The organism is Mycobacterium shunyiense (assembly GCF_058270035.1).
In genome coordinates this window covers 70,235-91,845 of record NZ_JBZDPT010000040.1, presented here as the reverse complement: position 1 = coordinate 91,845, position 21,611 = coordinate 70,235, and the positions used below count along the sequence as shown (strand labels likewise).

Genomic DNA, 21,611 nt, shown 5'->3' with positions numbered 1-21,611 from the left:
AGGACGATGCATGACCACGGTGGGGATCCTCTATCCCGGCCACAGCGCCGAAGACGACTTCGGCGCGCTGGAGGCACGTCTGCAGTCGGCGGTCAGACTGCCCGTCGCGATCACGTCGGTCGGCGAGGACGCCCATCGTGTCGATGCCCTCCTCGACCTCGGCCGGACCGAACGCCTCGCCGACGGTGTCATGCGCCTGGGGGCGGCACGTCCGGATTCGATGATGTGGGCGTGTACGTCGGGCAGTTTCGTCTTCGGGCGCGACGGAGCCCGACGCCAAGCCGACGATGTGGCCGCCGCCTCCGGCGTCCCGGCTTCGTCGACATCGATCGCCTTCGTAGATGCATTGCAGCACTTGGGTATCCACCGGGTTGCCGTGGCCGCCTCCTACCCGGGGGACGTGGCGGCACACTTCGTCGCGTTCCTGTCGGCCGGCGGCATCGACGTGGTGTCGATGGGCAGCCACGACATCCTCACCGCAGCCGAGGTGGGCCGGCTGCCGCAGGCACAGGTGCTCGCCATGGTCACAGCCGCCGACCACCCCGACGCCGATGCTGTGCTGGTACCCGACACCGCCATGCACACAATGGGTTTCATCGATCAGCTGGAATGCGCCGTCGGCAAACCGGTGCTCACCGCCAACCAGGTGACGGTCTGGAAGGGCCTGCACCTACTCGGCCCCGTGCCGCCGCTCCCCGGGCTCGGCCGCCTGTTCGGAGCCAGGCCGTGACCGACTTCATCACTCCCGTCGAGCAGGAGTCGACACCCAGCATCGTCGCCGAGAAGCTCCGCCAGGCCATCGCGCACGGCGAGCTCGTCCCCGGCACGCAACTCGGCGAGGCCGAGTTGGCGCGCAGCTTCGGAGTCAGCCGCGGACCCCTGCGGGAGGGCATGCAGCGCCTCACCCAGGAAGGTCTGCTGATCGCGATCCGCAACCGCGGAGTGTTCGTCAACACGATGGACTCCGGCGAGATCCGCGACATGTACCTGGCCCGCGAGGCAATCGAGCGGACCGCGAGCCGCCAGATCCTGCAGGGCGACTATGCGAGCGCCGGAGACGCGCTACTCGCCGTGGTCGACGAGATGGCAGCAGCCCGCGACCTCGATGAAGTCAGCGAAGCCGACATGCGTTTCCACGAGGTGCTCGTCGAACTCGCAGGCAGCCCGCGGCTCTCACGCCTGCACCAGACCTTTCTTGTCGAGACCAGGATGTGTGTGCACGCACTGGCCGACACCTACGACGCCGCCACCGACCGGGTGAACGAGCACCAGGCACTGGCGGGCGCCATCCAGTCCGGAGACGTCGCACTCACGGACAAGTTGATGCTGGCCCACATGGAGGACGCCGTCGACCGGTTGATCGCGCGACTACCGGCCGGCTGACGCAGACGGCGTACCTGTGTCCGTCTCGGGTTCGGGCTCGTACTCCAATTGCGCCGGCGCTTCGGGCGTGCCGGGGATCTCGGTGCCGCTGATCGGACATCGCGCGGTCTCGGGCACCTTGATCAGCGCGATCATCCCGATCACGCAGGCAATCATCATGTAATAGGCCGGCACCAGTTGATCACCGGTCTTTGCCACCACCCAATCGTTGACCGCGGGGGCGGTGCCACCGAACAGCGATGTCGACACGTTGTAGGCGATGGCGAAGCCGGCGTAACGCACCTGGGTGGGGAACATCGCCGGGAACGTCGCGGAGATCGTCGACAGCTGGGGCACATAGAGCAGGCCCAGCACCGCGAACGCGATGATTGCACCGACCATGTTCGTCGACATCAGCAGGAACATCGGGATGCCGGCGACGAAGAGACCGATCAGCGAGACCCACCACATCGGTTTGCGGCCCACCCGGTCGGAGATGTGGCCCGCGAATGGCAGGAACACCATCATCGACAGCATGCCGATGATGGGTACCACCAGGGCGTGGCTGCTCGACAAGCCGATCGTCTGCTCCAGATACGTCGGCATGTAGGTCAGCAGCGTGTAGTTGACCACGTTGAGCGCAACGACCAAACCGCCCAATCGCAGGATGGGGCCCCAGTACTCGACCACCAGATCCTTGAGCTCGGACGCGGGCCCACCTTCCCGCTCCCCCTTGGTTTCGAGTTCGCGGAAGATCGGGGTGTCCTCCAGCTTCGAACGTAGGTAGACACCGACCAGTCCGAGCGGGGCGGCCACGAGAAACGGTAGCCGCCAACCCCATTGCCCCATCTGCTCATCGGAGAGCAGCGCCGAGAAGCCGAGCATCAACAGCGCGCCCATCGAAAAGCCCGCGAGGGTGCCGAATTCGAGGAAACTGCCGAGGAAACCGCGCCGACGCGACGGAGCGTACTCGGCCATGAATGTCGCGGCTCCGCCGTATTCTCCTCCGGTGGAGAAGCCCTGGATCATCCGCAGCGCGACCATGAGCACCGGGGCCCACATCCCGATCGCGGCATAGGACGGAATCAGGCCGGCGCAGAACGTCGCGCCCGCCATCAACACGATGGTGATCGCGAGCACGTGTTTACGGCCCAGCCGGTCGCCGAGTGGCCCCCAGACGAATCCGCCGAGCGGGCGGACCAGGAACGACACAGCGAACGTCGCGAGGGCCAGCAGGGTCGCCTGTTGGGCGTCTCCGGGGAAGATGGCGGCGGAAATGTAGCCCACGCCATAGGCGTAGATGCCGTAGTCGAACCATTCTGTGGCGTTACCGATCGCCGACGCGGCGATGGCCCGCTTCAACACACCGGGGTCGGGCGGATCCTCTGAGGGTTCGCGATAGTCGATCTCCGGTTTGTCTCCGAAGCCCCTCATCGGGCTGTTATGCGCGGGCACGAGTCCTCCATGTGTCTGACGACACCGTTCCCCGCCGCGCACTCTGTTACGGCTGCTCTGACTGGGTTGAACACCGCAGGGCCAGGCCGTCGTTTCGTCGACAATTCAATAGTTGCCAAGATCTGACGTTACAGCCCCACGGCCGACAAAGCGCCGCCCGCTACCGCGTCGTAACTATCGCAAGCGTCAAAACCGGGGTTCTCCCAGCCAGAGCGCGTGGGATCCGGTCACCGCGCGCCCGGCGTTCTCGAGTACTCCGACCACCGATTGCCCCAGCAGGTTGCCGACAGCCTGCGGCACCGACGCGGCTGCGGGTTGAGAGGACGGCTTGGGCCGCAACATGTCCAACCAGGACGAACCGGGATAGCTCAGCACCCGCACCTTGGTGTCCGGATCCAGCCCGGCCAGGACCTTGGCGCGGGTGACCGCGGTACGTAGGCCACCGAGTTCGTCGACGAGGCCGTGCCCCTTGGCGTCGGCGCCCGTCCAGATCCGACCGCGCGCCACCTGGTCCACCTGCTCGACCGAGAGCTTGCGCCCCTCGGCCACGCGGGTGATGAAATCGGTGTAGAGCAGGTCGGTCTCGGCTTCGATTTGGGCGTGCTGTTCGTCGGTGAACGGTGAGTTCGACGACCAGGCATCGGCATTCGGGTTGGTACGCAAGGAATCCGATCCGACGCCCAACTTGTCCTTGAGCTCACGGGAGACCAACTTGCCGGTGATCACACCGATGGACCCGGTGATGGTGCCCGCATTGGCCACGATCTCGTCTGCGGCCATCGACACGTAGTAGCCGCCCGATGCTGCCACCGCCCCCATCGAGGCGACGATGGGCTTACCGCGCTCGCGAATCCGAACCACCTCGCGCCAAATGGTTTCCGACCCGGACACCGAGCCGCCGGGGCTGTCGACGCGCAGCACGATCGCCGACACCTCATCGTCGGCAGCGGCCTCACGCAGAGCCGCGGCGATGGTGTCGCCGCCGGCACTGGAATTACCCAGCGGCAGCACCTGTGGCCCGCCGCGGCCGCTCACGATCGGGCCGTGCAACGTCACCAGCGCGATCGTGGGCTTGGACTTACGGCCCGGTATCTGTGGCGTCGGAACCTTCGGAGTGGTCCGCGCATAGCGCGAAAGATAAAGCCGCGGTAGAGCATCGGGGTGACTGTCGGCATCGGCGCCTGCCTCGGTCGGCCCGCCGGACAGTTCCCCGATGCGTGAATAGGCTTCGTCACGGAACCCGATCCGGTCGATCAGGCCGGCGGTGACGGCGTCATCTCGCAGCACCGGCGCCTTGTCCGCCAGTACGTTGACCGCCTCCGAGGTCAGGCCCCGCGATTCGGCGATGGCCTGCCACACCTGCGATTGCAGGCTCTCGATCATCCGGCCGTCGGCCTCACGCTGCGCGTCGGTGTAGCGGGCTTCCGTGAAAACGTTTGCCGCGGACTTGTATTCGCCGCGCGCGACGAACTGTGCCTCGACACCCACCTTGTCCAGCGCGTCGCGCAGGAACATCGCATTGGTGGCGAAACCGACCAGCCCGACTGTGCCCGAAGGCTGCATCCACACTTCGCGGAAGGCGGATGCCAGGTAATAAGACAGCGTGCCGGGGTACGTCTCGGCCCACGCCACCGTGGGCTTCACCGCGCTGAACGCCGCGATGGCATCCCGCAGTTCCTGTACCGGGCCGGGCGCAGCGGCGGGCAACTGCACCCGCGCGATCAACCCGGCCACCCGGTCGTCCTCGGCTGCGCGGTGGATCGCGGCGACGGCCTGCCGCAACACCAGCGGGCGGCCCCCGCCCGCGATCACGGCCAACGGGTCGAATCCGGCGGTCTCCGGCGGCGTCGACATCAGATCCAACTCCAGCACACACCCGTTGGGCACTCCGTTGTGCCGGGCGGTGTCCACGCGCCGGGCCAACACCTTGAGATCGTCCGGGCCGGGTAGTCCTGGGAGAAAAGCGAACATGGACCGAGCCTACCGATCGGCGGATTCCGCGCGCGGCGACGAGAACTGTCGCCCTACCGGACCACCGTCGTACCGTGAGACGGGTGACGTTCTCCATCTCGCTCCCGCAACTCGATCACGACGGCTTCGACGACGCGGCCTTCAAGGCGTATCTGGCCCGCGCCGAGGAACTCGGTTTCGAGGGCGGTTGGACGATAGAGCAGACCGTGGGGCCGGCACCGACGATCGCCCCGTTGGAACTGTTGTCGTATGCCGCGGCGGTCACCACGAGGCTGCGGCTGGGGGTCGCGGTTCTGGTCACCTCATTGCACGACCCGTTGCAGTTGGCTTCGGCGATCACGGCGGTGGACCGGCTCAGCCACGGCCGCCTCGACGTCGGCGTGGCCCCGGGCGGCAGCTTCCGGCAGTTCCCGGCGTTCGGGGTGGACTCGTCGACATTCATCTCCAGCTTCACCGAGGGTTTGGAGTTGATGAAAGCCGCCTGGTCGGATGAACCCCGGATCACCTTCCACGGCCGCTTCCGCGATGTCGACGATCTGGCCATCAGCCCCAAACCCGTTCAGCGGCCACACCCGCCGATCTGGTTCGGGGCCAACGCACCGAGGGCTCTGGCGCGGGCGGTCCGTTACGGCGATGCGTTTCTGGGAGCCGGCTCGTCGACCACCGCGGCCTTCGCCGAGGCGGTCCGGACGGTGCACCGCGAAATCGACGAGCAGGGCAAGGATCAGGCCGGATTCCGGATCGGCAAGCGGGTGTATCTGATCGTCGACGACGACCCTGCCCGTGCTCGCGAGCGGGTGGACGCGGGCCTTCGGCGGATCTACGGGGACCGGACGCACCTGGGCGAGGTGGCGGTCGCCGGGACCGTGGACGACGTGGTCCGGGGTCTGCGCGAGGTGCTCGAAGCGGGGGCACAGACCGTCGTACTCAACCCCACCGGCGCCACGATCGCCGAGGACCGCGAACAGATGGAACGGCTTGCCGCCGACGTGATCCCGCAGCTCACCTAGGTTCCGCGACCAGTCCCCCGCAAGCGGGAGGGGCCCCCAACAAAAGTGCCCCTTTTCAAAAGAAAAGGGGCACTTTTGTGTCTGCTGACGCAGCGAAACTAGAGCTCGGTGGCCGAACCGCCGGCAGCGGAGATCGCCTCACGGGCGCTACCGCTGAACTTGTTGGCGGTCACGTCGACCTTGACGGCCAGCTTGCCGTCGCCGAGCACCTTCACCAGGCTGTTCTTGCGAACGAGGCCCTTGGCAACCAGCTCGTCGACACCGATGGTGCCGCCCTGCGGGAAGGCCTTGGCGATGTCGCCGACGTTGACGACCTCGTACTCGGTCCGGAAGCGGTTCTTGAAGCCCTTGAGCTTCGGCAGCCGCATGTGGATCGGCATCTGGCCACCCTCGAACGTCGCGGGGACGTTCTTGCGGGCCTTGGTGCCCTTGGTACCACGACCGGCGGTCTTACCCTTGGAGCCCTCACCACGACCGACGCGGGTCTTGGCCTTCTTCTCTCCGGGGGCGGGCCTCAGGTCGTGAAGCTTGATAACGGACATCAGGACTTCACCTCCTCCACCTCGATGAGGTGATGAACGGCCTTGATCAGACCGCGGGTCTGCGCGTTGTCCTCACGCACCACGGACTGACGAATCTTCTTCAGCCCCAGGGTCCGCAGGCTTTCGCGCTGCTTCCAGCGTGCGCCGATGGTTCCGCGCACCTGGGTGATCTTGAGTTCTGCCATGGTTATGCCGATCCCTCACGCGCTGCTGCGGCAGCAAGCGCTTCGCTCTCGCGCCGGGCCTTCAGCATGCCGGCCGGCGCCACGTCCTCGAGGGGCAGACCGCGACGGGCCGCCACCTCTTCGGGACGCTGGATCATCTTCAGCGCGGCAACGGTGGCATGCACCACGTTGATCGCGTTGTCACTGCCCAGCGACTTGGCCAGGATGTCGTGCACGCCAGCGCATTCCAGCACCGCGCGAGCCGCACCACCGGCGATCACACCGGTACCCGGGCTGGCCGGACGCAGCATCACCACACCGGCAGCGGCTTCGCCCTGAACCGGATGGACGATGGTGCCGCCGATCAGCGGAACCCGGAAGAAGCCCTTGCGAGCCTCCTCGACGCCCTTGGCGATGGCGGCCGGAACTTCCTTGGCCTTGCCGTAGCCGACGCCAACCATGCCCTTGCCGTCACCGACGATGACCAGCGCGGTGAAGCTGAAGCGCCGACCACCCTTGACCACCTTGGAGACGCGGTTGATCGACACCACGCGCTCGATGTAGTTGCTCTTCTCGCCGCTGTCGCGGCCACCACGGCCACCGCGGTCGTCGCGGCGGCCACGGCCACCGCGGTTGTCGGAAGCGCCTGGGCCGCCGGCACCAGTTGCCTGCTCGGCCATCATGCAGTCCTCTCGTTGACAGTCATCAGAATTTCAGCCCGCCCTCGCGCGCGGCATCCGCCAGCGCGGCGATCCGGCCGCCATAGGTGTAGCCACCGCGGTCGAACACAACCGTGTCGACGCCGGCAGCCTTGGCACGCTCGGCGATCAGCTGACCGACCCGAACGCTGTGCGCCTTCTTGTCACCCTCGACGGCACGCACGTCGGCCTCGATCGAGCTGGCAGCCGCCAGCGTGACGCCTTCCAGGTCGTCGATGAGCTGGACGTGGATGTGCCGTGCCGAGCGGTTGACCACCAGACGCGGGGTCTCGGCGGTGCCGGAGACCTTCTTGCGCAACCGGGCGTGCCGGCGCAGCCGGGAGTTACGGCGAGTCTCAGAGATGTTCTGCCCCACCGGCTTGCGGACGGCGGCAGCTTGAGTCTTTGCAGCCATGGTTACTTACCTGTCTTTCCGACCTTGCGGCGGATCTGCTCACCCTCGTAACGCACACCCTTGCCCTTGTACGGGTCGGGGCGGCGCAGGCGGCGGATGACCGCGGAGATCTGACCGACCTTTTGCTTGTCGATACCCGTGACCGAGAACTTGGTGGGCGTCTCGACGGCGAAGGTGATGCCCTCGGGCGCCTCGATCACCACGGGGTGGCTGTAGCCGAGTGCGAACTCCAGGTTGGAACCCTTGAGTGCGACGCGGTAGCCGACGCCGAAGATCTCCATCTTGCGGGTGTAGCCCTCGGTGACGCCGGTGACCAGGTTGGCCACCAGGGTGCGGGAGAGCCCGTGCAGGGAGCGGCTGCGCCGCTCGTCATCGGGACGGCTGACCACGATGGCGCCGTCTTCGTTGCGCTCGACGGTGATCGGCTCGGCGACATCGAGGGTCAGGGTGCCCTTGGGGCCCTTGACCGAGACGTTGCGGCCGTCAATCGTCACATCGACCCCGGCGGGAACCAGGACCGGCTGCTTACCAATACGCGACATGTCTTCTATCCCCTCACCACACGTAGGCGAGGACTTCGCCGCCCACGCCGCTTCGTGCCGCCTGACGGTCGGTGAGCAGGCCCGAGGACGTGGAGATGATCGCCACGCCCAGGCCGCCGAGCACCCGAGGCAGATTGGTGGACTTTGCGTAAACCCGCAGACCGGGCTTGCTTACGCGACGCAGCCCGGCGATGCTGCGCTCACGGCTGGGGCCGTACTTGAGCGACACCACCAGGGACTTGCCGACGCGGGCATCCTCGGTGCGGTAATCGGAGATGTAGCCCTCTTTCTTGAGGATCTCGGCGATGTTCGCCTTGATCTTCGAGTGGGGCAGGGTCACCTCATCGTGGTACGCCGAATTGGCGTTGCGCAGACGTGTCAAGAAGTCTGCGATCGGGTCAGTCATCGTCATGACAACCGGCTCACCTTCCTCGCGGCGGTTCCCTGTTCAGGGCCTTCCGCAACCTGTTTGGATTGGTCTGTGTGGTCTACTGCGCAGATGCCGGCTGGATTACCAGCTGGACTTCTGCACACCGGGCAGCTCACCTGCGTGCGCCATCTCGCGCAGGCAGATACGGCAGAGCCCGAACTTGCGGTAGACCGAGTGCGGGCGACCGCACTTGTTGCACCGCGTGTACGCGCGAACCGCGAACTTGGGCTTCTTGTTGGCCTTGTGGACCAGCGCCTTCTTTGCCATGTGCTCAGTTCTCCTTGAAGGGGAAGCCCAGCGCCTTCAGCAGCGCACGGCCTTCGTCGTCGTTGGTCGCCGAGGTGACCACGGTGATGTCCATACCGCGGGGACGGTCGATGGAATCGACGTCGATCTCGTGGAACATCGACTGCTCGTTGAGGCCGAAGGTGTAGTTACCGGTGCCGTCGAACTGCTTGCCGTTGAGGCCGCGGAAGTCGCGGATACGGGGCAGGGCGATGGAGATCAGCCGGTCCAGGAACTCCCACATCCGGTCGCCGCGCAGCGTGACGCGCGCGCCGATGGGCATGCCCTCGCGCAGCTTGAACTGTGCGATGGACTTGCGGGCCTTGCGGATCTCCGGCTTCTGGCCGGTGATCAAGGCCAGGTCGGCGACCGCGCCGTTGATCAGCTTGGCGTCACGGGCGGCGTCACCGACACCCATGTTGACGACAACCTTGACCACGCCTGGGATCTGCATGACGTTGTCGAACTCGAACTGCTTGTTCAGCGCCTCGCGGATCTCTTCGCGGTAGCGCTGCTTCAGGCGGGGCTGAACCTTTTCTGGTGCGGTCATCAGATGTCCTTGCCATTGGTCTTGGCGATGCGGACCTTCTTGCCGGTCTCTTCATCGACGCGGTAACCCACACGAGTCGGCTTGCCGTCGGAATCGACCACCATCACGTTGGACACGTGGATGGCGGCTTCCTGGGTGACGATGCCACCCGACGATGCGCCACGCTCGTTCTGCGACTGGGCAGTGTGCTTCTTGATCCGGTTGACGCCCTCGACCAGAACCTTGTCGCGGGTCGGGTAGGCCTCGATGACCTTGCCCTTCGCGCCCTTGTCCTTGCCCGAGACCACCAGAACGGTGTCGCCCTTGTGGACCTTCATCACAAAACCTCCGGCGCCAGCGAAACGATCTTCATGAAGCGCTTCTCGCGCAGTTCGCGGCCGACCGGCCCGAAGATGCGGGTACCGCGCGGGTCGTTGTCGGCCTTGATGATGACGGCCGCGTTCTCGTCGAACTTGATGTAGCTGCCGTCGGCGCGGCGACGCTCCTTGACGGTGCGGACCACGACGGCCTTGACGACATCGCCGCGCTTGACGTTGCCGCCGGGGATGGCGTCCTTGACGGTCGCAACGATGACATCACCGATGCCGGCGTAGCGTCGCGATGAGCCACCGAGCACGCGGATGCACAAGATCTCCTTGGCGCCCGTGTTGTCGGCGACCTTCAACCGCGATTCCTGCTGAATCACTCGATCTCCTGACCTGGATTTGTATGCACGCCAGATACCGACCTGGACGTGCGCGGTCTTTGTTACCGAAGGGCACGCAGGGCCGACTCTTAAACAGCAGTCAACCGAGGTCTGCCCAAGGCAACCCCTACATAGTAGGTGAGCACGGCGAATGCACCAAATCGCGGCAGATCTACTCGCCGAACGTGCGGTGAGATCGCATCTGCGGGCTGAAACGCGATCTGCACCGCACACTCGGCGTGAGTGCGTCGCGGGGTCAGCTCGTCACGCAGCGGAACCCGATGTGGGTGGTCGAGCTGTCCTGTGACTGCGGTGATCGCGCGGCCGGGCGGTAGCGGTGACAGTACTCCGGCGCGCAGAGGTGCGAACCGCCCTTGAGCACCTGGTTCACCATCGGATCGGGGTCCGCGGGCGGTGGGCAGCACGCCGGCGCGTCGGCATCCGGCCGGTGATGTCCGGCGAATCGGGTGGTGGTCCACTCCCACACATTGCCGATCATGTCGGCCAAGCCGAACGCGTTGGCCGGGAAGCTTCCGATCGGTGAGGTGCCACGCCAGCCCAGCGCGCCGTCGTTGCGATACGGGAACCGGCCCTGCCAGGTGTTGGCCATGAGCGCTCCGCCTGGGGTGACCTCGTCACCCCAGGCGTAGGTGCCCTCGACTCCCCCGCGGGCGGCGTACTCCCACTCGGCTTCGGTGGGCAGCCGGCGGCCGGCCCAGGCGGCGTAGGCCGCCGCATCGGGATAGGCGACCTGCACGACGGGGTGGTCCGGTGCGGCGGGTTCGCGGTCGGGGCCGAAGGGCCGACGCCAGTTGGCGCCGGGCGCCCAGTCCCACCACTGCCGCCAGTCCCGCAGGTCGACCGGGCCCTCGGCGGGCCTGAACACCAGGGCGCCGGGCACCAGGTCCGCCTCGTCCACACCGGGATACAACGCGGGGTCCATCGGCCGTTCGGCGACCGTCACGTATCCGGTGGCCTCGACGAACGCGCCGAACTGGGCAGTGGTGACCGGATGTTGTTCGATGGCGAACGCACCGACGGTCACGGCGTGCACAGGGGCTTCTTCGGGGTAGAACGCCGTCGAGCCCATCCGGAAGGTCCCGCCGGGAAGCTCGATGAGTTCGGTGGCCACGCCACCGAGGCTAGTCGCGCCCGGCCATCGGTCGGTTCAGCCCGGCATGGCGATTCCGAAGTCGGCGAGCATCGCCGAACTCGCTTCGTCGAAACCCGGCGTCTCACTCGGGGCTTCGAGCCGCACCACGGCCAGGAAAGCGCCCTGATTGGTCCATACGTGCACGACCCGGTCGGCATACTCGATGCCCTTTCCCGGCCGCTCCGCCAGGATGCCCATCAGCTTCTGCCCGCTGTAACCGCACAGGTCCCCGGGCAGCACGCTGACGCTGTTGATCGGGTACTTCGCGACACGATCGTCGGCGTACTCCTCGAAATCCGCCCGGGCGGTCCGCGTCGTCGGGGTGAGCGTGATCTCGGCGGTCATCCCCGCCGGGCCGGTCAGCCGCACCGCTGCCGCATGCGGTGTCACCTCGGTGAACCCTTCGGGCACGGCGACGGTGAGCGTCGGCGAGCCGGGCGCCTGGCTCCCGGCGGTGACGGTCGGGCCGGCCGGGGGCGGGCAGGTGACCTCGCCCGGAGCCAGCACCCTCGTGGTGGTCGGCTCGACCCCGTAAGCCGGCACGGCGAACTCCGACGGACGTTCCCGCTGAGGCGTTGTCACGGGCAGTGTCGTGACGGGCGCCGCCGCCGTCGTGGTTTCGGCGAGTGGATCCGCGATGTCGACGCCGTCCCCGCAGCCCGACAGCACCAGCAGCGCCAACGCACACGCGCCCACCCAGATGGCGTTCACTCTCATCGATCAGCCCCCTCCAGTCCCCTCAGTCCTTGGAGAACGCGACAGCGAGTTCCCTCTCCAGGTCCCGGTACGGCTCGCCCGACAGGTCGACGGTGACCTGCCCGATGGTGCCGCCGCCGAACGCGAACGGTGCCCGGTATTGCTGCGACACCGCCGATCCGGTGTTGCGGCCGATGCAGATGCCACCCCCGGCGAGCGCGAACATGCCGGGGTGGGTTTGCATTCCGTCGAGCGTGGCCACCGCGGCGTCGTCGACATACAGGGTGGTGTTCCCCAGCGGGGTGTGGCTGCCCTCGACGGTGCCGGTCCGCTCGTACTGCACACCGAAGATGTGCCGCCCCAACGGGATCTGATCGGGTGAGACCAGAGACTGCTCGTGTTCACCGAGGAAGTTGTAGACGTAGTGCAGCCGCCCGCCGGCGATGAACAGGACGTGACCGCCGTGCGCGCCACCTTGTTTGAACAACACGCCTTGCGTGTCATCGCCGTCCACGGTCACGTCGGCAAGCACGGTGAACGACTGCCCGCGCAGCTCGGCGGCCGCGCCCAGGCCAACTTCCGCGGTGTTCGGGTAGTAGGTGTAGCGGGACCGCTCCCCCACCAGGTAGGGCCGCCACCGGGTCATCGTCTCGAGGATGTTGAGGTCGGCCAGCGGCAGGCCGTTGTACTTGTCGGCCTCGCTGAACCACAGCTTTTGGAGTTCCGCGAGTCTTTCCGGATGTTCGGCAGCCAGGTCGTGGCACTGGCTGCGGTCGGCCTCGATGTGGAACAGCTCCCAGCGGTCGGCGTCGAAGTGGGACCATCCCGAGGGAGTGGCCGCGTGCACGGAGTTGGCGAACCACCCCTTGTGCCAGATGCCACGGGTGCCGAGCATCGTATAGAACTGGGTCTCTTTCCCGGTCGGAGCGTCCGGATCATCCAGTGCCACTTTGAAACTCATTCCGTCCAGCGGCTTCTGCGGAACTCCGCGAACGCTGGCCGGGGGCGTGATGTCGAGCAGGTCGTACACGGTGGGAGTGATGTCGCAGACGTTGACGTAGTTGTCGCGCACCGCGCCATGGGCGCCAATCCCGTTGGGCCAGGAGATGATCGCGGTGTCGGCGATCCCGCCCTCATGGGAGGCGTAACGCTTGAACAGCTTGTAGGGGGTGTTGAACGCCATCGCCCACCCGATCGGGTAATGGTTGTAGGTCTCCGGTGACCCTAGGCGGTCGATGAACCTGAGCCCCTCCTCGGCGGTGTCGATGTAGCCGTTGAAGAACTTCGTCTCGTTGACCGACCCGTTCGGCCCTCCCTCGCCGCTGGCCCCGTTGTCGGAGATCACCACGATGATCGTGTTGTCGAGCTGTCCTGTCTCTTCCAGGAAATCCAGCACCCTGCCGATCTGGGCGTCCGTGTAGGACAGGAATCCGGCGAACACCTCGGCCATCCGGGCGAACAGCCGCTTCTCTTCGGCCGACAAGGACTCCCACGGCCGGACCGTGTCCTGCGTGGGCCACGGTTCGCCGTTGGGCCCCTTGACGTCCGCATAGGGGTTGACCGGTGACAGCTCGGTGTCGGGAGGCACGATGCCCATCCGCTTCTGGTTCTCCAGCACGATGTCCCGGTAGGCCTCATAGCCCATGTCGAACCGACCCGCGTACCGGTCTGCCCACTCTTTGAACACGTGATGCGGCGCGTGCCCGGCACCCGGGCACAGGTAGGTGAACCAGGGTTTGTCCGGGGCGATCACCTTGGCGTCCCGGATGAACTCGATGGTCCTGTCGGCGAGGTCTTGCGAGAGGTGATACCCCTGCTCGGGCGTACCCGGCGGATCGACGGGATGGTTGTCGTACACCAGGTCCGGGTACCACTGATCGGTCTCGCCGCCCATGAATCCGTAGAACCTCTCGAATCCCCGCGAGCAAGGCCAATGCCGTTTGGTGGCAGCGAGGTTGGATTCTTCCAGCGGAGTCAGGTGCCACTTGCCCACGCAGTAGGTGTTGTAGCCGTTCTCGACGAGCACCTCCGAGAGCAGGGCGGTCTCCAGCGGAATCCGCCCGTTGCAGTTGGGGAATCCATCGGTGAACTCTTCGATGGTGGCCATCCCGACCGTGGTGGCGTTGCGACCGGTGAGCAGTGACGCGCGGGTGGGCGAGCACAGTGCCGTGGTGTGGAACTGCGACAGCCGAACTCCGCGTTCGGCGATCCGGCTCATGGCGGGCATGTCCACCAAGCCGCCGAAGCAGTCCCAGGTGGCGATGCCGGTGTCATCCCACACCAGATACAGAACGTTCGGCGCGTTCTCGACAGCGGTGGGCGCCGCGTAGGGGCTCCAGTCCGGTTCGGAATCCCTGATATCCAGTTCGATCTTGCCGTTGAACTCGGTTGCCATGGCGACCTCACTCCGGTTGGCGATTCGGCACCAGTAAGCCTGTCGCGGAGGAGGTTACACCTGCTCGCCGGCTTGCACCGGGCAAATTGACGTTGCCGACCGGTAATTTGCCGGCTCAGGTTGATCACCGAGACCTCTTAGCGGACCGGCCATCCGAGCCACGATCGGGCTGCAGGCGGCCAGCGTGGCCAGCACCGCCGACACCACGACGGCACCGTGGGCGCCATGCGCGTCGGCGGCCACGCCGGCGAGGGCGGTACCCGCCGCCCCACCCACCAGTGCTGCGCTGTTGAGCCATCCGAACGCCTCTGCTGCCGAGTGCTCTTCGATCTCGCGCGACACCAAGAGATAAACCGCGGACATCGCCGGGGCGAAGCCCAATCCCGATCCGAACAAAGCGGAGAACTGCAGGACGAGGTGATCGACGAGGCCGAACACCACCGTCCCGGCAGCCACGATTCCCAACGCGGCCACCAGCCCCGTGAGCCCAAATCGCCGGTGCCCGAACACCAAGCCTCCGACCAGGGATCCCGCGCTGGCCACGGCGATCGCGAGGCCCGCGGTGACCCCGGTGCGTCCGAGGGCGGCGACGATCCCGACTTCCAGGGCCATGAACGAGGCGACCAGCGCGAGGCTGGTGACCATCGCGAGGATGACGGTGCGGTTGGCGATGACCCGGCCGAACGCTGATGCGCCGCTGCCCGTGTGCGGCCGAAGATGGCTGGCACTCAACAGAAACCACCCGGTCCCGACGATGGTGACGACCGCGGATGCCACCAGCGGCATCGCAGTCGACAGCGCAGAGGCGAAAAAGGTCGTGGCCACCGGACCGACAACCCAGATCAGTTCCTGTGCGGTGGTGTCGAATGCGAACAACGCCCGGACCCCGTCGCCGGGCACCAACTGCGGGTAGAGCGCCCGAACCACGGGCATCAGTGGCGGCACGGATGCACCGATGAGCACCCCCAGCATCAGCAACAGCGGCGCAGAGGCACCGGTGAACGCCAGCGCCAGCATCGCGGCGCCATTGGTCAGGGCCGCAACGATCAGGGTCATCGCCATGACGCGGCCGGCGAGGCGCGCAGTGACGGGCATCGCCAGCGCCTCCCCGATGCTGACGCACGCCACCGCCGCGCCGGCCAGTGCGTAGGACTCCGTCCTCGACTGCACGTGCAGCAGGATCGCCAGGTTGAGCATGCCCAGCGGGAGGCGGGCGAACAGCTGCGACGCCGTCACATTGAGGACACCGGGAGTCCGGAGCACGTCGCGATACACCCGCATGACCAGCTTCTCCATGTGACTCGACCGACGTGACCGGCATAAACTATACCGTCCAGACGGTACAGTTCCATGGCATTGTCGTAAGCTCTCGGAATGGCTTCGTCGCGGGACCGCATCCTCGACGCTTATGAGGATGTACTCGCCGTCGAAGGCGAGCGCCACGCCACCCTCGACGCGGTGGCCGCCAAAGCGGGTGTGTCGAAAGGCGGTCTGCTCTACCACTTTCCGTCCAAGGACCGGCTCGCCGCCGCATTGTGCGACCGGCTGCTGGCACTGGCGGCCGAGGACGTGGAAGCCATGCGCACAGCTCCGGACGGGCCGGCGCGCTACTACATCCGGTCCTCGCACTACGCGGGCACACCGCTCGATCGCGCCCTGGTGGCGGTGTCCCGGTTGCAGCAGGCGGGCGATGGCCATGCCCGCACGGTCATCGAAACCGTTTCGGCCGACTGGCTCGACGTCCTGCACGACGCCCTCGGCGACCTCGACGTGGCCCGCGCGGTCAAACTCATGGGCGACGGCCTCTATTACAGCGCTCTGCACCGCGCGCTCGGCGGCCACGTTGCAACGGCCGAACAGGACGACGGCTTGCTGGCCGTGATCGATCGGATCACCGCCACCTCAGACACCGCTCAATGACGGCGACCGGGCACCGGTGCGTGCCGCCGACGGAATCGCCGTCAAGGCAGGGTGAGCGCCGGTCACGGCCGACGGACCTCCAGTCGCGCGGCAATACCGTCGAGCAGCAGATCCAGAGCTGATTCACATGCACTGCGCCGCATCGACTCATCGAGCAGACCGCTGGTGGCGGCGATGTTCGGATAGTTCTCGGCGGGCAGCTGCGCATAGGTGTCCCGCCACTTGTCGTCGTCGCGCTTCTGGTGTTCGGTGGGCAAGGCTTCGAAAGCCGCGTCAAGCGCGGCGAACCCCAGCATCTGGTCGATGAAGGCGTGATACACCTCGACGGCCTCCCGCTCGGGAAAGCCGGCCGACCGTAGCGAGCCCAGAACCGTTTCGATGATCCGGATCTCGTGGGCGCCCCCGGTCACCCGGCTCGCGGCCAGCACCCCGGCCTGCGGATGCTCGAGGTAGACACGGTGCAGGCGCAACCCGAGTTCCCGCATGTCGTCCCGCCAGCGGCCGGTCGGTTCCCATCCTTCCACCACTCGTCGCAACAGCTCGTCGGTGATCGCCAGCACCACGTCCTCGATGCCACGGAAGTAGCGGTACAGGGCGGTCGGGTCGGCACCGAGTGCGACACCCAGGCGCCTGACGCTCAGGCCGGCCGCGCCGTGGTACTGCAACACGCGCAGGGCAGCCTCGACGATGAGCTGCTCGGACAGCACCACGCCCTGTTTCGTCTGTCGCCGTCGTCGCCGCGGCGACTCGGACTTCAATGTTCGGCTCATCCGCACTGCCTCCCGGCGCTTATGTCAACGCCTGCGACACATTGTGCGGTCCACCGCGCCTCGGCGCATGGAAACGCTATGCGACGAAGACTTTCCGCAGCGTCTCCCTGACCGTCCAGGTGGTGCGCTGTCCGGCATGCAGGCGAACCAGGCTGCCCGGCCGCAGATCGATCGTCGGGCAACCGTCGTCGAACGCGATGCTGGCGTCCCCGCTCAGGACGACGAACACCTCGTCCGACTCCACGTCCCGGGAGACGCCGGGCGTGTGTTCCCAGATGCCCACCGTCAGACCGGCCAACGATGTCACGTCACGATGGCCGGTGGTCGGCGCCCCGTTCACCACAGACTCACCGGGCAGCGGAGCGTGGTCGAGCGCCAGACTCGACGCGTCGACACCCGCGCTCACGAGTCAAACCCGAGTCCGACGGAGTCGAGCGCCTTCAGCAGGACATTGCGGCGGCCCTCACGATGGTCGGCGCGGTCGAGTGACCACCGGGTCGCCTGAATCCCGGCCGAAGCCAACGGCTCCGGGGGGAACGGCGCCGGGATAGACCGGACCATGTCGAGTTCGGTGCGAACCGTCGGCGTGCCGGCGAAACGGTCCAGCATCACCTCGGCGGCGAAACGCGTGGCCGCGACGCCGAGCCCGGTGAACCCGGCGGCATACCCGACACGGTCGCCGTACGCGGACCCGAAGAACGCACAGAACCGCGTCGAGGTGTCGATCACGCCGGCCCAGCGGTGCGTGAAGCTGACATCCTCGAGTTGCGGGAACGTGGTGAAGAAGTGGCCGGCAAGCCGGCGGTAGGTGGCATCGCGGTCCTCGTACTGAGGCCGGATCCGGCCGCCGAAGTGATAGATGGCGTCGTACCCGCCCCACAGAATGCGATTGTCTTTCGACAACCGGTAGTAATGGAACTGGTTCGACATGTCACTGATGCCTTGCCGGTTGCCCCAACCGATCTCGGCCAGCTGGGTATCGGTCAGCGGCTCGGTCATCAAGGCGTAGTCGTACACCGGCACCGTGTGGTAGCGGTATCGCTTCAGCAGCGACGGAAACCCGTTGGTCGCCAGGATCACTCGGTCGGCGTAGGCGGTCACCCGCTCTGTGCGCACCGACAGCGGCCCGCCCCGACGGTCCTGGCCCAGACCGAGAACCTTGCTGTTCTCGAAGATCTCGACACCGAGTTCGCTTGCGGCGCGGGCGAGTTCACTCGCGAGTTTGGCCGGGTGAACCAGCGCGGCGGCGTCCTTGGACCACACTGCGGCAAGGTAGGTGGGCGAGTTCACCTCGGCACGGATCGCCTGCTGGTCGAAGTACACCTGATCCGGCCGCAGCACCGCGGTGGCCAGTTCGGCTGCCTGGTAGGGCTCGACCGCCACGGCGATCGAGCCGGTCCGCTCGAAGTCGCAATCCAGGCCCAGCGAATCGACGGTCTTCTCGATGCCGTCGAGGTTCTCCAGCCCCAGCCGCTCGAGAATCTCGATCTCGTCGGGCCAGCGGCTGCGGCCGTTCTCGGCACCGTGGGTGAGCGACGCCTCGACGAAACCGCCGTTGCGGCCCGAGGCCGCCCATCCGATCGTCTGACCTTCGATGAGGGCGACCCGTAGACCCGGCTCACGCTGCTTTGCCAGCAAGGCGGACCACAGGCCGGTGTACCCCCCGCCCACCACGATCAGGTCGTAGCGCGACGAGGGCTTGACCAACCCCGGGTAGGCGCGTTGACCAGGAATGTCGTCGAGCCAGAACGGCTGGAGCGCAGTCGTGGCCAGCGCGCGGTCGACGAGGCCGGTGGCGGGGGTGTTTCGTTCGAAAACGGTTTGCACGATATCTTCCTGGGCAGTGAGGTACTACCCAGTAAGACGGATCTGCAGCACTACCTCAAGGGCGTTGACGTAAGCGCAGCAGCTGCGGGATCAGTACCCGGGTATCGGGCACAAACGGCCAGGACGGATCAGCCAGATGCGCCGCGAGCTCCTCATCCGTCCACCACCAGCCGTCCACGATCTCTTCGGGTTGGTGTTTGATCGGGCCGTCCCAGTGTGCCTCGAACGCGAAAAGGTGACAACGCATGGGCTTTCCGGCCCATTGTCCGTTCCAGACAACCGAGGCCATCGGTCTCAACGGCACGCCGCTGATACCGAGTTCCTCGGCCAATTCCCGGGTTGCCGCCTGCAGCGGCGTCTCCCCCGGGTCGACGACCCCGCCCGCCAGACAGTCGTGCATGCCGGCGAACACCGACTTGGTCATGGTGCGGCGGTGGACGTAGATGCGGGTCCCGTCCACAGAACGCACCAGCACTCCGGCGCTGGCGTGCCACAAGCCCTCGGCGTAGACACGTGAACGTGGCGCCGCGCCAGTCACATTGCCGTCGGTGTCGTAAACGTTGACGAGTTCGTCGGTCACGTCGTCACGTTAGCGGGCGGCGCACCGTCGACCCAGCTACGGCGTGACGATGTTGAACCAGAACGGGAACGTGTCGAGCATGCCCACGAAGTCGTCGACAGACTGCCGGTTTCCGTCGAGGGTGACCTTGTTCTGGTCGATCCCGTCGTTGAGTTTGAGCTTGCCCAACTGGATCTGATTCATCGTGTCCTTGGTCAGCTTCAGGTTCGCATTGGCATTCGGGATCGGCGCAGTGGTGTAGTTCAGCACGCCGTTCTGAACCGACAGACCGTACTGCTTCTTGAGGTCTGTGAAGTCCACGTTCATCGTGATGTTCTTGCCGGCGGCCTTCTGTCCGTTCAGTCGCACGGCGAGGTAGTCGAACATCATCTCGGGCGGCATGGCATTGATGGTGTCCGGACTGGCGACGTCCGTTCCACCCGCGTCGGGCACGCCGTTGCGCAATTCGTATGCACCTTGCAGGTACACCGACCGCCATGGTCCGGACTCGGCCTGATAACCCATCTGCTCGAAGCTGTCGGCCAGCAGGTTCTTGGCATCCGTGTTGTTCGGGTTGGCGAACACCACATGCTTGAGCACCATCGCCGTCCAGCGGTAGTTACCCTCGTCGAAGTCCTTCTTGGCCTTCTCCAGGATCGCGTCCTCGCCACCCATGTATTCGACGTACTTCTTGCCCGCCGGCTCCGGCGGCAGATCGTCGAGGTCGGCTGGATTACCGTCATACCAGCCCATGTAGCGCTGGTACACGGCCCGCGAATTGTGCTTCAGCGTGCCGTAATACCCGCGGTCCGGCCAGAAGTTGCTCAGCTCCGGCGGCATCTGGATCTCTTCGGCGATCTCTGAACCGATGAGGCCGTTGTTCATCAGACGTACCGACTGGTCGTGAATGTACTTGTACATGTCACGCTGCTTTTTCCAGTAGTCGATGATCTTGTCCCGACCCCACATCGGCCAGTGGTGACTCTGGAACTTCACGTCGACGTTCGGCCCGTAGATGTTGATGGTGTCGTCGAGGAACTTCGCCCAGATCCGGGCATCGCGAACCTGCGCGCCGCGCAGGGTGAGCAGGTTGTGCATCGTGTTGGTGGTGTTCTCGGCCATCCACATGGCCTTGAACTGGGGGAAGAACGTGTTCATCTCCGTGGGCGCCTCGGTGCCGGGTGTGAACTGGAACTCCATGTCCACGCCGTCGATCGTCATCTTCTGCCCGGATGCCGAGACGGTGTCGGTCGGCAACACCAACGTCGGCAGACCAGTGGACACCGTCATGCCGAGACCGCCGTTGACGCCTCCTTCGGCGTTGCGAGGCAGCAGGGCGCCGTACATGTAGACCGCCCGCCGACCCATCGCGTTGCCCGCGATCACGTTCTCACTGACGGCATCTTCGACGAAGTTCGCCGGAGCAATGACTTTCACCTTTCCGGCGTCGACATCAGCTTGATTGATGATGCCGCGGACACCGCCATAGTGATCCACATGCGAATGGCTGTGCAGGACGGCAACAATTGGCCGTGGGCCCAGCTTCTGGTTGACCAGATCGAGTGCGGCCTTTGCGGTTTCCGGCGAAATAAGCGTGTCGTACACAAGCCAGCCGGTGTTGCCCTTGATGAACGTGATGTTGGACAGGTCGTACCCGCGGACCTGATAGATCTTGTCCGGAACTACCTCGAAAAGGCCGTACTCCATGCACAGCTGGGCATTGCGCCACAGGCTGGGGTTGACGGTGTCCGGCGCCGGCTTTTCGTCGGTGATGTACTTCTTGTACTCCTCAAGGTCCCACACCACGTTGCCGTTGGCATCCTTGATCGTCAGGGTCTCAGGCCGTTCGAGAAGTCCGCGCTTGGCATCCTCGAAGTCAGATTTGTCGTTGAACGGCAGCGCGTCGGCAACCTTCTTGTTGGCCGCCTTAGTGGCCTCGGTGGCGCCCTTGACACTGCTGTCGGTCTTTACTCCGCCATTGCCGCCGCCACCAGAAGACCCGCTGCCCGAGTTGTCATCGCACGCGGCGATCAGTGTGGTCGCGACACCGGCTACGGCCAATCCACCCAGCATCCTGCGCCGCGGCAGCTTCGCTCGCAATTCGTGAGGCTTATCGGTTTGATATGACTTCGAATTGGAATCCATGCCCGTAAATTATGCCGCCCCACCGCCCAATTCGAGC

The 21,611-nt window shown here is 65.9% G+C and carries 25 protein-coding genes; 4 read left to right on the top strand and 21 right to left on the bottom strand.

Annotated elements, in window-relative coordinates; translation table 11 throughout:
• The first annotated feature begins 10 nt into the window (after positions 1-10).
• Positions 11-730: a maleate cis-trans isomerase family protein gene (locus AC4ELS_RS21735; protein ID WP_498885495.1), complete on the top strand. Its 720-nt coding sequence runs from the start codon at positions 11-13 to the stop codon at positions 728-730.
• The gene (locus AC4ELS_RS21730; protein ID WP_498885497.1) at positions 727-1,383 is read left to right on the top strand and encodes a GntR family transcriptional regulator; all 657 of its coding nucleotides are present in this window, start codon (positions 727-729) and stop codon (positions 1,381-1,383) included. The genes AC4ELS_RS21735 and AC4ELS_RS21730 overlap by 4 nt, the downstream gene beginning before the upstream one ends.
• On the opposite strand, the gene AC4ELS_RS21725 is transcribed toward AC4ELS_RS21730, so the two are convergent.
• Together AC4ELS_RS21725 and sppA are read right to left on the bottom strand one after the other, a co-directional pair.
• Positions 1,369-2,796, bottom strand: a complete 1,428-nt coding sequence (locus AC4ELS_RS21725) for an MFS transporter (RefSeq protein WP_498885499.1) — start codon at positions 2,794-2,796, stop codon at positions 1,369-1,371. The genes AC4ELS_RS21730 and AC4ELS_RS21725 overlap by 15 nt on opposite strands.
• Positions 2,797-3,003: 207 nt before the next feature.
• The gene (gene sppA / locus AC4ELS_RS21720; protein WP_498885501.1) at positions 3,004-4,788 is read right to left on the bottom strand and encodes a signal peptide peptidase SppA; all 1,785 of its coding nucleotides are present in this window, start codon (positions 4,786-4,788) and stop codon (positions 3,004-3,006) included.
• An 83-nt stretch (positions 4,789-4,871) separates the two neighbouring features.
• Here sppA and AC4ELS_RS21715 point away from each other — a divergent pair, with 83 nt between their 5' ends.
• On the top strand, positions 4,872-5,798 hold the full coding sequence (locus AC4ELS_RS21715; RefSeq protein ID WP_064883271.1) for an LLM class flavin-dependent oxidoreductase: 927 nt from the start codon (positions 4,872-4,874) through the stop codon (positions 5,796-5,798).
• 98 nt (positions 5,799-5,896) lie between these two features.
• Here AC4ELS_RS21715 and rplO read toward each other — a convergent pair whose 3' ends face one another.
• The 14 genes from rplO to AC4ELS_RS21645 form a co-directional block, all read right to left on the bottom strand.
• Complete coding sequence (gene rplO / locus AC4ELS_RS21710) at positions 5,897-6,340, bottom strand: 50S ribosomal protein L15 (protein ID WP_064883273.1); 444 nt, start codon at positions 6,338-6,340, stop codon at positions 5,897-5,899.
• Positions 6,340-6,525: a 50S ribosomal protein L30 gene (gene rpmD, locus AC4ELS_RS21705; RefSeq protein ID WP_029106891.1), complete on the bottom strand. Its 186-nt coding sequence runs from the start codon at positions 6,523-6,525 to the stop codon at positions 6,340-6,342. Before rpmD ends, rplO begins: the two co-directional genes overlap by 1 nt.
• Positions 6,526-6,527: 2 nt before the next feature.
• Positions 6,528-7,184 carry a 30S ribosomal protein S5 gene (rpsE, locus tag AC4ELS_RS21700; protein ID WP_072279034.1) on the bottom strand — a complete coding sequence of 219 codons (657 nt, stop codon included), beginning with the start codon at positions 7,182-7,184 and terminating at the stop codon, positions 6,528-6,530.
• Between the two features lie 25 nt (positions 7,185-7,209).
• Positions 7,210-7,617 carry a 50S ribosomal protein L18 gene (gene rplR, locus AC4ELS_RS21695; protein WP_055109948.1) on the bottom strand — a complete coding sequence of 136 codons (408 nt, stop codon included), beginning with the start codon at positions 7,615-7,617 and terminating at the stop codon, positions 7,210-7,212.
• A 2-nt stretch (positions 7,618-7,619) separates the two neighbouring features.
• A complete protein-coding gene (gene rplF, locus AC4ELS_RS21690; protein ID WP_055109950.1) occupies positions 7,620-8,159 on the bottom strand; it encodes a 50S ribosomal protein L6 in 540 nt (179 codons plus the stop codon).
• 13 nt (positions 8,160-8,172) lie between these two features.
• A complete protein-coding gene (gene rpsH, locus AC4ELS_RS21685; RefSeq protein ID WP_029106887.1) occupies positions 8,173-8,571 on the bottom strand; it encodes a 30S ribosomal protein S8 in 399 nt (132 codons plus the stop codon).
• 99 nt (positions 8,572-8,670) lie between these two features.
• The gene (locus AC4ELS_RS21680) at positions 8,671-8,856 is read right to left on the bottom strand and encodes a type Z 30S ribosomal protein S14 (protein ID WP_003892855.1); all 186 of its coding nucleotides are present in this window, start codon (positions 8,854-8,856) and stop codon (positions 8,671-8,673) included.
• 4 nt (positions 8,857-8,860) lie between these two features.
• Complete coding sequence (gene rplE, locus AC4ELS_RS21675; protein ID WP_055109951.1) at positions 8,861-9,424, bottom strand: 50S ribosomal protein L5; 564 nt, start codon at positions 9,422-9,424, stop codon at positions 8,861-8,863.
• Entirely contained in the window at positions 9,424-9,741 is a 318-nt protein-coding gene (gene rplX, locus AC4ELS_RS21670) for a 50S ribosomal protein L24 (protein ID WP_003883431.1), read from the bottom strand. The genes rplE and rplX overlap by 1 nt, the downstream gene beginning before the upstream one ends.
• Complete coding sequence (gene rplN / locus AC4ELS_RS21665; protein ID WP_003883432.1) at positions 9,741-10,109, bottom strand: 50S ribosomal protein L14; 369 nt, start codon at positions 10,107-10,109, stop codon at positions 9,741-9,743. The genes rplX and rplN overlap by 1 nt, the downstream gene beginning before the upstream one ends.
• Positions 10,110-10,365: 256 nt before the next feature.
• Positions 10,366-11,241 carry a formylglycine-generating enzyme family protein gene (locus tag AC4ELS_RS21660; RefSeq protein ID WP_499049266.1) on the bottom strand — a complete coding sequence of 292 codons (876 nt, stop codon included), beginning with the start codon at positions 11,239-11,241 and terminating at the stop codon, positions 10,366-10,368.
• A 36-nt stretch (positions 11,242-11,277) separates the two neighbouring features.
• Positions 11,278-11,979 (bottom strand): hypothetical protein, encoded by a 702-nt coding sequence (locus AC4ELS_RS21655; protein WP_499049264.1) that lies wholly within the window; start codon positions 11,977-11,979, stop codon positions 11,278-11,280.
• Between the two features lie 22 nt (positions 11,980-12,001).
• Positions 12,002-14,353, bottom strand: a complete 2,352-nt coding sequence (locus AC4ELS_RS21650) for an arylsulfatase (RefSeq protein WP_499049263.1) — start codon at positions 14,351-14,353, stop codon at positions 12,002-12,004.
• Positions 14,354-14,407: 54 nt separating this feature from the next.
• Positions 14,408-15,649 (bottom strand): MFS transporter, encoded by a 1,242-nt coding sequence (locus tag AC4ELS_RS21645; RefSeq protein ID WP_499049261.1) that lies wholly within the window; start codon positions 15,647-15,649, stop codon positions 14,408-14,410.
• 78 nt (positions 15,650-15,727) lie between these two features.
• Here AC4ELS_RS21645 and AC4ELS_RS21640 point away from each other — a divergent pair, with 78 nt between their 5' ends.
• Entirely contained in the window at positions 15,728-16,273 is a 546-nt protein-coding gene (locus tag AC4ELS_RS21640) for a TetR/AcrR family transcriptional regulator (protein WP_499049259.1), read from the top strand.
• 62 nt (positions 16,274-16,335) lie between these two features.
• On the opposite strand, the gene AC4ELS_RS21635 is transcribed toward AC4ELS_RS21640, so the two are convergent.
• The 5 genes from AC4ELS_RS21635 to AC4ELS_RS21615 form a co-directional block, all read right to left on the bottom strand.
• A complete protein-coding gene (locus tag AC4ELS_RS21635) occupies positions 16,336-17,043 on the bottom strand; it encodes a TetR/AcrR family transcriptional regulator (protein ID WP_499049257.1) in 708 nt (235 codons plus the stop codon).
• 76 nt (positions 17,044-17,119) lie between these two features.
• Positions 17,120-17,449, bottom strand: a complete 330-nt coding sequence (locus AC4ELS_RS21630) for a cupin domain-containing protein (RefSeq protein WP_499049255.1) — start codon at positions 17,447-17,449, stop codon at positions 17,120-17,122.
• Positions 17,446-18,873, bottom strand: coding sequence for an NAD(P)/FAD-dependent oxidoreductase (locus AC4ELS_RS21625; RefSeq protein WP_499049474.1), 1,428 nt, complete (start codon positions 18,871-18,873; stop codon positions 17,446-17,448). Before AC4ELS_RS21625 ends, AC4ELS_RS21630 begins: the two co-directional genes overlap by 4 nt.
• A gap of 52 nt (positions 18,874-18,925) precedes the next feature.
• Positions 18,926-19,450, bottom strand: coding sequence for an NUDIX hydrolase (locus AC4ELS_RS21620; RefSeq protein WP_499049252.1), 525 nt, complete (start codon positions 19,448-19,450; stop codon positions 18,926-18,928).
• Positions 19,451-19,486: 36 nt separating this feature from the next.
• Positions 19,487-21,529, bottom strand: a complete 2,043-nt coding sequence (locus tag AC4ELS_RS21615) for an alkyl/aryl-sulfatase (RefSeq protein WP_418049219.1) — start codon at positions 21,527-21,529, stop codon at positions 19,487-19,489.
• Positions 21,530-21,611 lie beyond the last annotated feature (82 nt).